This is a genomic window from Streptomyces nigra (assembly GCF_003074055.1).
GTDB lineage: Bacteria > Actinomycetota > Actinomycetes > Streptomycetales > Streptomycetaceae > Streptomyces > Streptomyces nigra.
Genome location: NZ_CP029043.1, coordinates 1565173 through 1576889 on the forward strand (window position 1 = coordinate 1565173; position 11717 = coordinate 1576889).

11 protein-coding genes are annotated in these 11717 nt (G+C 70.0%); 6 read left to right on the forward strand and 5 right to left on the reverse strand.

Going from position 1 to position 11717, the window contains the following annotated elements; genetic code table 11:
• Positions 1-2: 2 nt before the first annotated feature.
• Positions 3-722, reverse strand: coding sequence for a 3-oxoacyl-[acyl-carrier-protein] reductase (fabG, locus tag DC008_RS07275; protein ID WP_108706234.1), 720 nt, complete (start codon positions 720-722; stop codon positions 3-5).
• 239 nt (positions 723-961) lie between these two features.
• On the opposite strand from fabG, the gene DC008_RS07280 reads away from it, so the two are divergent.
• From DC008_RS07280 to tyrS, 3 genes are read left to right on the forward strand one after another with little or no spacing between them, the layout of a single operon-like run.
• Positions 962-2485: a TldD/PmbA family protein gene (locus tag DC008_RS07280; RefSeq protein ID WP_108706235.1), complete on the forward strand. Its 1524-nt coding sequence runs from the start codon at positions 962-964 to the stop codon at positions 2483-2485.
• Positions 2482-3876, forward strand: coding sequence for a metallopeptidase TldD-related protein (locus DC008_RS07285; protein ID WP_108706236.1), 1395 nt, complete (start codon positions 2482-2484; stop codon positions 3874-3876). The genes DC008_RS07280 and DC008_RS07285 overlap by 4 nt, the downstream gene beginning before the upstream one ends.
• Positions 3877-3931: 55 nt before the next feature.
• The gene (gene tyrS / locus DC008_RS07290; protein WP_108706237.1) at positions 3932-5200 is read left to right on the forward strand and encodes a tyrosine--tRNA ligase; all 1269 of its coding nucleotides are present in this window, start codon (positions 3932-3934) and stop codon (positions 5198-5200) included.
• A gap of 64 nt (positions 5201-5264) precedes the next feature.
• On the opposite strand, the gene DC008_RS07295 is transcribed toward tyrS, so the two are convergent.
• Positions 5265-5546, reverse strand: a complete 282-nt coding sequence (locus DC008_RS07295) for a GlsB/YeaQ/YmgE family stress response membrane protein (protein ID WP_108706238.1) — start codon at positions 5544-5546, stop codon at positions 5265-5267.
• A gap of 245 nt (positions 5547-5791) precedes the next feature.
• On the opposite strand from DC008_RS07295, the gene DC008_RS07300 reads away from it, so the two are divergent.
• Together DC008_RS07300 and DC008_RS07305 are read left to right on the forward strand one after the other, a co-directional pair.
• Complete coding sequence (locus tag DC008_RS07300; protein WP_055621343.1) at positions 5792-6190, forward strand: DUF3099 domain-containing protein; 399 nt, start codon at positions 5792-5794, stop codon at positions 6188-6190.
• Between the two features lie 215 nt (positions 6191-6405).
• Positions 6406-6621 (forward strand): hypothetical protein, encoded by a 216-nt coding sequence (locus tag DC008_RS07305; RefSeq protein WP_108706239.1) that lies wholly within the window; start codon positions 6406-6408, stop codon positions 6619-6621.
• A gap of 33 nt (positions 6622-6654) precedes the next feature.
• Here the strand turns inward: DC008_RS07305 and moaA are convergent, their stop codons facing one another.
• From moaA to DC008_RS07320, 3 genes are all read right to left on the reverse strand, one after another.
• Positions 6655-7644 (reverse strand): GTP 3',8-cyclase MoaA, encoded by a 990-nt coding sequence (moaA, locus tag DC008_RS07310; protein ID WP_235074383.1) that lies wholly within the window; start codon positions 7642-7644, stop codon positions 6655-6657.
• 190 nt (positions 7645-7834) lie between these two features.
• On the reverse strand, positions 7835-9454 hold the full coding sequence (locus DC008_RS07315; RefSeq protein ID WP_108706241.1) for a solute symporter family protein: 1620 nt from the start codon (positions 9452-9454) through the stop codon (positions 7835-7837).
• On the reverse strand, positions 9451-9807 hold the full coding sequence (locus DC008_RS07320; RefSeq protein WP_108706242.1) for a DUF485 domain-containing protein: 357 nt from the start codon (positions 9805-9807) through the stop codon (positions 9451-9453). Before DC008_RS07320 ends, DC008_RS07315 begins: the two co-directional genes overlap by 4 nt.
• 367 nt (positions 9808-10174) lie before the next feature.
• Between DC008_RS07320 and DC008_RS07325 the strand changes: the two genes are divergently transcribed.
• A complete protein-coding gene (locus DC008_RS07325; protein ID WP_108706243.1) occupies positions 10175-11716 on the forward strand; it encodes a S8 family peptidase in 1542 nt (513 codons plus the stop codon).
• The last annotated feature ends 1 nt before the right edge of the window (position 11717 follow it).

Below are 11717 nucleotides of genomic sequence, written 5' to 3' on the forward strand. Positions count from 1 at the left end.
GATCAGTGACCCATTCCCAGTCCGCCGTCAACGGGGATGACGGCTCCAGTGATGTACGAGGCGTCGTCCGAGGCGAGGAACCGCACCGTCGCGGCGATCTCCTCCGGCTGCGCGTAACGGCCGAGCGGGACCTGCGACACGATGTTCGCGCGCTGCTCGTCGGTGAGCACCTTGGTCATGTCGGTGTCGACGAAGCCGGGCGCGACGACGTTGAAGGTGATGTTGCGCGAGCCCAGCTCACGGGCGAGGGAGCGCGCGAAGCCGACCAGGCCGGCCTTGGAGGCGGCGTAGTTGGCCTGGCCGGGACCGCCGAGGAGGCCGACCACCGAGGAGATCAGCACGACGCGGCCCTTCTTGGCGCGCAGCATGCCGCGGTTGGCGCGCTTGACGACGCGGAAGGTGCCGGTGAGGTTGGTGTCGAGGACCGAGGTGAAGTCCTCCTCGGACATCCGCATCAGGAGCTGGTCCTTGGTGATGCCGGCGTTGGCCACGAGCACCTCGACGGGCCCGTGCGCGTCCTCGATCTCCTTGTAGGCCTGCTCCACCTGCTCGGTGTCGGTGATGTCGCACCTGACGGCGAGGCAGCCGAGGTCCGTCAGGGCGGCCGGCGGCTCACCGGAGCGGTACGTGATGGCGACCTTGTCGCCGGCTTCGGCGAACGCGCGGGCGATGGCGAGGCCGATGCCCCGGTTGCCTCCGGTGACGAGAACCGAGCGGCTCAACGGATCACCCTTTCGATTGGGGTCTGACACTCCGCCCGGACAGCTGGATGACAGGCGGCTTCTCCGAAAACCTATCGGTCGTGCCTGGGCGGCGGACATTCGGGCACCGACAGTGGCGCGGGGAAGTCACTGTCGGGTCCCTACAGAAACTCGCCGGTTCCCACCGGAAACGTGTGGTCCCCGGCGCCGCCCGCGCGACATGATCGGTGCCGACAGGCCACGACAGCAGGGAGACCCCCGTGCCCCATACCATCGACGAAGCCTTCACAGCGCTTCCGCTGCGCGCATTGGCCGACGCGGCCCTGGCACGCGCGCGTGCGCTGGGCGCCGAGCACGCGGACTTCCGGTTCGAGCGGGTGCGCAGCGCCTCCTGGCGGCTGCGGGACGCCCGGCTCGCCGGGTCGTCGGACACCACCGACCTCGGCTACGCGGTACGGGTCGTGCACGGCGGGACCTGGGGCTTCGCCTCCGGTGTCGACCTCACGATGGACGCCGCCGCCAAGGTCGCCTCACAGGCGGTGGCGATGGCGAAGCTGTCCGCGCAGGTGATCAAGGCGGCCGGGTCCGAGGAGCGCGTCGAGCTCGCGGACGAGCCGGTGCACAGCGACAGGACGTGGATCTCGTCGTACGAGATCGACCCGTTCACGGTGCCCGACGAGGAGAAGTCCGGGCTCCTCGCCGACTGGAGCGCGCGGCTGCTCGCGGCGGACGGCGTCAACCACGTGGACGCCTCACTGCTCACCGTCCACGAGAACAAGTTCTACGCCGACACCGCGGGCACCGTCACCACCCAGCAGCGCGTCCGGCTGCACCCGCAGCTGACGGCCGTAGCGGTGGACGAGTCCAGCGGCGAGTTCGACTCCATGCGCACGATCGCGCCGCCGGTCGGACGCGGCTGGGAGTACCTGACCGGCACCGGCTGGGACTGGGAGTCCGAGCTGGCGCAGATCCCCGAGCTGCTCGCCGAGAAGATGCGGGCGCCGAGCGTGGAGGCCGGCTCGTACGACCTCGTCGTCGACCCGTCGAACCTGTGGCTCACCATCCATGAGTCCATCGGGCACGCCACCGAGCTGGACCGCGCCCTCGGCTACGAGGCCGCCTACGCCGGCACCTCCTTCGCCACCTTCGACCAGCTGGGCAAGCTCCGCTACGGCTCCGACCTGATGAACGTCACCGGTGACCGCACCGCCGAGCACGGCCTCGCGACCATCGGGTACGACGACGAGGGCGTCGCCGGCCAGTCCTGGGACCTGGTGAAGAACGGCACCCTGGTCGGCTACCAGCTGGACCGGCGCATCGCGAGGCTCACCGGGTTCGAGCGCTCCAACGGGTGCGCGTTCGCCGACTCCCCCGGGCATGTGCCCGTGCAGCGCATGGCCAATGTGTCGCTCCGGCCCGATCCGGCGGGGATGTCCACGGAGGACCTGATCGGCAGCGTCGACCGCGGGATCTACGTGGTCGGCGACCGGTCCTGGTCGATCGACATGCAGCGCTACAACTTCCAGTTCACCGGGCAGCGCTTCTTCCGGATCGAGAACGGCCGGATCACCGGCCAGCTGCGGGACGTCGCCTACCAGGCGACCACCACGGACTTCTGGGGCTCCATGGCGGCCGTCGGCGGCCCCCAGACCTATGTGCTCGGCGGCGCCTTCAACTGCGGCAAGGCCCAGCCCGGGCAGGTCGCGGCGGTGTCGCACGGCTGCCCGTCGGCCCTCTTCAAGGGCGTCAACATTCTGAACACCACCCAGGAGGCCGGCCGATGAGCGCCCCGACCAACAAGCCGCACGAGATCGTCGAGCGCGCCCTGGAGCTGTCCCGGGCGGACGGCTGTGTCGTGATCGCCGACGAGCAGTCGACCGCGAATCTGCGGTGGGCCGGCAACGCCCTCACCACGAACGGCGTCACGCGCGGGCGCACGCTCACCGTCGTCGCGACCGTCGACGGCCAGGAGGGCACGGCCTCCGGTGTCGTCTCGCGGGCCGCGGTGACCGCGGACGAGCTGGAGCCGCTGGTGCGGGCCGCCGAGGCCGCGGCCCGCGCGGCGGGGCCCGCCGAGGACGCGCAGCCGCTGGTGCGGGACGTACCGGCGTCGCCCGACTTCACCGACGCGCCGGCCGAGACGTCGTCCACGGTGTTCGCCGACTTCGCCCCGGCGCTCGGCGAGGCGTTCGCACGCGCGCGTGCGGGCGGTCGGGAGCTGTACGGCTTCGCCAACCACGAACTCGTCTCCACGTACCTGGGCACCTCAACGGGGTTGCGGCTGCGGCACGACCAGCCGAACGGCACGCTGGAGCTGAACGCGAAGTCGCCGGACCGCACCCGTTCCGCCTGGGCGGGCCGCTCCACCCGTGACTTCAAGGACGTCGACCCCACCGCCATGGACGCCGAGCTGGCGGTGCGCCTGGGCTGGGCCGAGCGGCGCCTGGAGCTGCCGGCGGGCCGCTACGAGACGCTGCTGCCGCCGACGGCCGTGGCCGACCTGCTGATCTACCAGCTGTGGTCGGCGTCCGGGCGGGACGCGGTGGAGGGCCGTACGGTCTTCTCCCAGCCCGGCGGCCGTACGCGCGTGGGCGAGCGGCTGACCGAGCTTCCGCTGAGCCTGCGCAGCGACCCGAACGAGCCGGGCCTGGAGTCCGCGCCCTTCGTGATCGCGCACTCCTCGGGCGGCGACCAGTCCGTGTTCGACAACGGGCTGCCGCTGACCGCCACCGACTGGATGCACCGGGGCGAGCTGCGGCACCTCACGACCAGCCGGCACAGCGCCGGGCTGACCGGTCTGCCGGTCGCGCCCGGCGTCGACAACCTGATCCTGGACGGCGGTGAGGACCGCTCGCTGGAGGAGATGGTCGCGGCCACGGAGCGCGGGCTGCTGCTGACCTGCCTGTGGTACATCCGCGAGGTCGACCCTGCGACGCTGCTGCTGACCGGTCTGACCCGGGACGGCGTCTACCTCGTCGAGAACGGCGAGGTGACCGGCGAGGTCAACAACTTCCGGTTCAACGAGTCGCCGGTGGACCTGCTGGGCCGGGCCACCGAGGCGGGCCGGACGGAGAAGACGCTGCCGCGGGAGTGGAGCGACTGGTTCACCAGGGCGGCCATGCCGGCGCTGCGCGTCCCCGATTTCAACATGAGCTCTGTCAGTCAGGGCGTATAACCTCGTAGGCGGCTGTCACTCGACCGCCCGAGATCATCAAGGAGACACGAGAACCGTGACGGACATCGTCGACGAGCTGAAGTGGCGCGGCGTGATCGCCCTGTCCACCGACGAGGACGCCTTGCGCAAGGCGCTCGCGGACGGTCCCGTCACGTTCTATTGCGGCTTCGACCCGACGGCGGCCAGCCTGCACGTCGGCCACCTGGTCCAGGTGCTCACGATGCGCCGCCTCCAGCAGGCGGGCCTGCGCCCGCTCGCGCTGGTCGGCGGCGCCACCGGGCAGATCGGCGACCCCCGCCCGACGGCCGAGCGCACGCTGAACGACCCGGAGACCGTCGCGAACTGGGTGAACCGGCTGCGCGCCCAGATCGAGCCGTTCCTCTCCTTCGAGGGGGACAACGCGGCGACGATGGTGAACAACCTCGACTGGACGGCCGGACTGTCCGCCATCGAGTTCCTGCGGGACATCGGCAAGCACTTCCGTGTCAACAAGATGCTCACCAAGGACTCGGTGGCCCGCCGCCTGCAGTCGGAGGAGGGCATCAGCTACACCGAGTTCTCCTACCAGCTGCTGCAGGGCATGGACTTCCTGGAGCTGTACCGGCGGTACGGCTGCACGCTCCAGCAGGGCGGCAGCGACCAGTGGGGCAACCTCACGGCGGGTCTCGACCTGATCCACCGGCTGGAGCCGCACGCGCAGGTCCACGCGCTGGCGACGCCGCTGATGACCAAGGCGGACGGCACCAAGTTCGGCAAGACCGAGGGCGGCGCCATCTGGCTCGACCCGGAGATGACGACGCCGTACGCGTTCTACCAGTTCTGGCTGAACGCGGACGACCGGGACGTCTCCACGTACCTGCGCATCCTGTCCTTCCGGTCCCGTGAGGAACTGGAAGAGCTGGAGAAGCAGACGCAGGAGCGTCCGCAGGCCCGGGCGGCGCAGCGCGCGCTGGCCGAGGAGCTGACGACGCTGGTGCACGGCGCCGACCAGACGGCCGCGGTGATCGCCGCGTCCAAGGCGCTGTTCGGCCAGGGCGAGCTGGCGGACCTGGACGACCGGACGCTGGCGGCCGCGCTGTCCGAGGTCCCGCACATCCAGGTCGAGCAGCTCGGCCCGGTGGTCGATCTGTTCGCCGAGGTGGGTCTGGTGGCCAGCAAGTCGGCCGCGCGGCGCACCGTGAAGGAGGGCGGCGCCTACGTGAACAACGTGAAGGTGGCCGGCGAGGACGCGGTCCCCGCGAAGGAGGACCTGCTGCACGGGCGCTGGCTGGTGCTGCGGCGCGGCAAGAAGAACCTGGCGGCGGTCGAGGTCACCGGCGGCTGAGCGACGGGTGCGCGGCGAGGGGCCTCCGGCAGCCCCTCGCCGTGTCCTGTTCACCGTTTCCTGCTCAGGCCCGTTCCTTGCGTCTCTTGCCCAGCGTGGCCATATAGAGCATGTCGCCCACGTAGACGATGACCACGGCGGCGACGATCTGGAAGATGTGCCGGCTCCAGTCGATGCCAGGGGTCGACTCGACGCCGAACGCCCGGGCGATGGAGTTGCCGACGATCGCGCCGAGGATGCCGAAGATCGTGGTCAGCCAGAGGGGGCTGTGCTGCTTGCCCGGGATCAGTGCCTTGGCCAGCAGGCCCAGCACGAATCCCACGATGATCGCCCACAACCAGCCCATGCTGCCTCCTTGTACGGCTCGGGTGGAGCAGTACGGCCAGTCTTGGGCCGCTCGGGGTACGCCGCATGCCGGGCACGGCCGTACGTATGAGGGCCCAGGAGGTACCGCCCCGGCGCCGGGAGACCCGGTCTCGAAGGCGGCGCAGACGAGGCGTACGGTGGGACTTGTCCCGGTCCGGCCCCCCGACCGGCGGTGGACGGGTGAGAGCAGGGGGAGGGTCCGATGCGGGCGGATGGTGGAATCTGATGCGGAAGCTGCATGCGGGTGGTGGCGCCCAGGTGTTCCGGATCACCGGAGCCCGGACCGGGCTGCAGGAGGACGTACGCGGTCGCCAACGCCGCTATGTCATCTCGATGTCGATCCGCACCCTCTCGGTGATCCTCGCGGCCACGCTGTGGAACGTCGAACGGCACGTCGCCGTCGTGGCGTTGGTGCTCGGCTTGGTCCTGCCGTACATCGCCGTGGTGATCGCCAACGCGGGGCGGGAGAACGCGCCGTCGCTCCCGTCGACCTTCGTGGCCATGCCGACGCGTCCCATGATCGATCCGTCGCGGACGAATGACGGTTTCGCGGAACCGTCTCCGGAAGATGTGGCGGGCTCCGCGGGGCCCGGCGGACAAAGCGAACCACGCGACCGGGCGTGATGTCCCGGAGCGTTGCACTCCGGAAGTCAGGGGCGCGCCAACCTCAGTAAAACCTCAGATCAATAGTGTTGTTCAGGTGCCGGGCGGCGGGTTACCCGTGACATACTTCGTAGGCGCTCCGCATCCCCCGTCGGAGCGACGGACCGACGCCGGGCAGCTCCCCCCGTGGCTGCTCGGCGTCGCCTTTTTGTGCGCAAATCTGTGAGACGAAAATCGTGAGTGACGAGACCCCCGTCTGTTCCGCCAAGGGCTGCCGTTCCGACGCCGTGTGGGTCCTGGCGTGGAACAACCCGAAGATCCACACGCCGGACCGCCGCAAGACGTGGCTGGCGTGCGAGGAGCACCGCGAGCATCTGTCGCAGTTCCTCGGGGTGCGAGGGTTCCTGAAGGACGTCGTACGGCTCGAGGAGTGGCAGGCGCGGGGGGCGTAGAGCCCCCTGGCACCCGGCCGGGGTCTGCCAGGCCTATCCCCCGATGGCGGACATCGGCCGGTCCGGCTGCACGAACGACGGGTCGTCGAGGCCCGCGCCCGCCTTCTTGCCCCACATCGCCAGCCGCCAGATCCGGGCGATCTCCTCGTCCGGCGCCCCGGAGCGCAGGGCCGCGCGCAGGTCGGTCTCCTCGGTGGCGAAGAGGCAGGTGCGGACCTGGCCGTCGGCCGTGAGCCGGGTGCGGTCGCACGCCGAGCAGAAGGGGCGGGTGACGGAGGCGATCACGCCGACGACATGGGGTCCGCCGTCCACGATCCACCGCTCCGCCGGGGCCGAGCCCCGCTTCTCGGCACCCTCCTCGGTCAGCTCGAAGCGCGTGCGCAGGGACGTGAGGATGTCCCCGGCGGTGATCATGCCGTCGCGCTTCCAGCCGTGCTGGGCGTCCAGGGGCATCTGCTCGATGAAACGCAGCTCGTAGTCGTGCTCGACGGCCCAGGCGAGGAGGTCGGGGGCCTCGTCGTCGTTCAGCCCCGGCATCAGCACGGAGTTGACCTTGACCGGGGTCAGACCGGCCTCGCGGGCGGCGTACAGACCCTCCAGGACGTCCTTGTGCCGGTCGCGGCGGGTGAGGGTCTTGAAGACGTCGGGCCTCAAGGTGTCGAGGGAGACATTGACCCGGTCCAGCCCGGCGGCCTTGAGAGCGGGGGCCGTGCGCTTCAGCCCGATGCCGTTCGTCGTCAGGGACATCCGGGGGCGGGCGTCGAGCGCGGCGACCCGCTCGACGATGCCGACCAGGCCGGGGCGCAGAAGGGGCTCACCGCCGGTGAAGCGGACCTCCTCGATACCGAGGGAGGTGACGGCGATGTCGATGAGCCGCACGATCTCGTCGTCGGTCAGCAGATCGGGCTTGGCCAGCCACTGCAGGCCCTCTTCGGGCATGCAGTACGTGCATCGCAGATTGCAGCGGTCGGTCAGCGAGACCCGCAGGTCCGTGGCCACCCGGCCGTAGGTGTCGATGAGCACGTGGGGCCCCCTCCTGGTCATGACCAGTTCTCGACGTCCGTCATCTGCGAGCCTACGTGACCGCACGGACAGTGACACGGGTCCGATCCCACGAGCTGGGACGGGGGTGGTGGTAGGGACGTACGAGGTGGGGCATATGAAGCGGCCGCGTCGCAGATGTCTGCGACGCGGCCGCCGGGAACGGGATCGGTCAGTGGGCGCCCGTGCCGGTCAGGGAGCGGACTTCCAGTTCCGCGTACTTGCCGGTGTCCGGTTCCTCCTTGGAGAGGACCGTGCCGAGCCAGCCCATGAGGAAGCCGAACGGGATGGAGATGATGCCCGGGTTCTTCAGCGGGAACCAGGCGAAGTCGACGTCCGGGAACATCGCCTTGGGGTCGCCGGAGACGACCGGGGAGAAGAGGACCAGGCCGACGGCGACGATCAGGCCGCCGTAGATCGACCACAGGGCGCCCTGGGTGGTGAAGCGCTTCCAGAACAGGCTGTAGAGGATCGTCGGCAGGTTGGCGGAGGCGGCGACCGCGAAGGCCAGGGCGACCAGGCCGGCGACGTTGAGGTCGCGGGCGAGGGCGCCGAGGAGGATGGAGACGGCGCCGATGCCGATGGTGGCCAGGCGGGCGGCCCGGACCTCCTCCTTCTCCGTGGCCGTGCCCTTCTTGATGACGTTCGCGTAGATGTCGTGGGCGAACGACGAGGACGATGCCAGGGTGAGGCCGGCGACCACCGCGAGGATCGTCGCGAAGGCGACCGCCGAGATCGTGGCGAGCAGGATCGCGCCCCAGGCCGAGTCGACGCCGCCCAGGTGCAGTGCGAGCAGCGGGGCCGCGGTGTTGCCCGACGGGTTGGACGCGATGATCTCCTTCTGGCTGATCAGCGCGGCGGCACCGAAGCCGAGGGCGATCGTCATCAGGTAGAAGCCGCCGATGATGCCGATCGCCCAGTTCACCGACTTACGGGCGGCCTTGGCGTTGGGCACCGTGTAGAAGCGGATCAGGATGTGCGGCAGGCCGGCGGTGCCGAGCACCAGGGCGATGCCCAGGGAGATGAAGTCCAGCTTGGTGAGGTTGTCCGCGCCGTACTGCAGGCCCGGCTCCAGGAAGGCGGAGCCCTTGCCGCTGTTCTCGGCGGCCTTGCCCAGCAGGTCGGAGACGTTGAAGTTGAACTTCAGCAGCACCAGGAAGGTGATCAGGATCGTGCCGCCGATGAGCAGCACGGCCTTGACCATCTGCACCCAGGTGGTGCCCTTCATACCGCCGATGGAGACGTAGACGATCATCAGGATGCCGACCAGGCCGACGATCAGGATCTTGCCCGCGTCGGACGTGATGCCGAGCAGCAGCGAGACCAGGACGCCCGCGCCCGCCATCTGGGCCAGCAGGTAGAAGATCGACACGACGATCGTGGAGGTGCCGGCGGCGGTGCGGACCGGACGCTGCCGCATCCGGTACGCGAGGACGTCGCCCATCGTGTAGCGGCCGGAGTTCCGCAGCGGCTCGGCCACCAGGAGCAGGGCGACCAGCCAGGCGACGAGGAATCCGATGGAGTACAGGAAGCCGTCGTAGCCGAAGAGGGCGATGGCGCCGGCGATGCCGAGGAAGGACGCGGCGGACATGTAGTCGCCGGAGACGGCGAGGCCGTTCTGGAAGGCGCTGAACGACCGCCCGCCGGCGTAGAAGTCGGCGGCGTCCTTGGTCTGGCGGCCGGCCCAGACGGTGATGACGAGGGTCGCGACCACGAAGAGCGCGAACAGGGTGATGATCAGCGGCCGGTGCTCGCTGGCCTCGTTGGCCGCGAGGGTCATCGCGGGGCTCATGCGCCGCCCTCCATACGTGTCTTGATGGCCTCGGCCTTGGGGTCGAGCTTGGCGTTCGCGTGCCGCGCGTACCACCAGGCGATGAGGAACGTGGTGACGAACTGGGCGATTCCGAAGACGAATGCGACGTTGATGTTGCCGATCAGCTTGGTGCCCATGAAGCCGCCCGCGTAGTTCGAGAGCAGCACGTACAGCAGGTACCAGACGATGAAGGCGACGGTCAGCGGGAAGGCGAAGTTGCGGTAGGAGCTGCGCAGTTCGGCGAACTCCGCGCTCTTCTGCACCTCGCTGAACTCCTCGGTGGTCGGGAGTCGGTGTGTCTCTTTCGAGGGGGGCGGTGCGTCGGTAGCCACGGAGTCTCCTCGCGTTGCGGGCGCTGGTGCGGCGGTGGACGGGGACGGTTCGGGGGTCGGGGGCGGGGTGGGTACGGACATGACGGCTCTGTTCATCGCAGTGATATGGATCACGTGACCGGCTGGCGATGGTAGGGCTCCTGCCAGTGATCCAAAAGGGGGCACGCTCGGGCTCGCGCCTCCTGCCCAAGGTCACGGCGCCGCGCGGGGACCGGTTCAACTCCCCTCGCCACTTTCCGAAGATGCCGCGTCCGGATTGCTGGCCAGGGAGTTCGGGGATAGCTTCGGGCTGCACCACTCGTCATGTACCTGCCCGGGCGCCGATCCGCGTCCCGGGCCGTTCCGTTCCGGATGATGTGGAGATCCCATGACTCATCTGCGGTCCAGACGCCGTCTCGGCCTCGCGGTCCCGCTGGTCCTCTCGCTGACCGCCACGCTCGGCTTCCTGCCGACGGCGTCGTCCGCGGCCCCGCTCACGGAGCCCGCCGCCCAGGCCACGGACGCGTCCTCCCTGGCGTACGTCGTCAACACCAGGACGGACCACCGCACGATCGAGTCCGTGAAGAAGGCGATCCGGGCGGCCGGCGGCACCGTGGTGACCGCCTACGAGCGGATCGGCGTCATCGTCGTCCACTCGGCGAACCCCGAATTCGCCCGGACGATACGGGCGGTGCACGGCGTGCAGTCCGCGGGAGCGACCCGTACGGCGCCGCTGAAGGCCGCCGGCACGACCGACGAGGGGCCCGTCCAGCCCCTGACGAAGCAGCAGGCCGCGAAGATCGCCGGCGCCGCCAAGGGCGCCACCACCGGTACGGCCACCCCGGAGCCGCTCGAGGCGGACCAGTGGGACCTGCGGGCGATCGGCGCCGACAAGGCCGCGCAGATCAACCCGGGCAGCCGCAAGGTGACCGTCGCCGTCATCGACACCGGCGTCGACGACACCCACCCGGACCTCGCCCCGAACTTCTCCGCCTCCCAGTCGGCCAACTGCGTGGGCGGCAAGGCGGACACCAGCGAGGGCGCCTGGCGGCCGTACACGAGCGGCGACTACCACGGCACCCATGTGGCCGGTGAGATCGCCGCGGCCCGCAACGGCGTCGGCGTCGCCGGTGTCGCGCCCGGCGTCAAGGTGGCCGGCATCAAGGTGAGCGACCCGGACAGCGGGCTGTTCTACCCGGAGAACGTCGTCTGCGCCTTCGTGTTCGCCGCCGACCACGGCGTGGAGATCACGAACAACAGCTACTACGTGGACCCGTGGCTGTACAACTGCAAGACGGACCCGGACCAGAAGGCCATCGTCGACGCGGTCAACCGGGCCCAGCTGTACGCCCAGCGCAAGGGCACCCTGCACGTCGCCTCGGCGGGCAACTCCAACCACGACCTGGCCTCCGACGCCATCGAGGACGCGTCCAGCCCGAACGACACCACCCCGGTGCCGCGCACCATCGACCCGTCGGTGTGCCTCGACATCCCGACGCAGCTGCCGGGCGTCCTGACGGTCAGCGCGACCGGCGTGCAGAAGGCCAAGTCGTACTACTCGTCCTACGGTCACCGTGTCGTCGACGTGGCCGCGCCCGGCGGTGACGGCCGCTACCAGGTGCCGGACACCCCGTCGAAGAACGGGCGCATCCTGTCCACGCTGCCGGACGGCGGCTACGGCTTCCTGCAGGGCACCTCGATGGCGTCCCCGCACGCCGCGGGCGTCGCCGCGCTGCTCAAGTCCCGCTACCCGAAGGCGACTCCGGCGCAGCTGACGGCCCTGCTGAAGGTCCAGGCGGACAACCCGGGCTGCCCGGACTCCTACGACCAGAACGGCGACGGCACTCAGGACGCGGTGTGCGAGGGCGGCAAGCGCCTCAACGGCTTCTACGGGGCCGGCATCGTCGACGCCCTCGACGCCGTCGACTAGC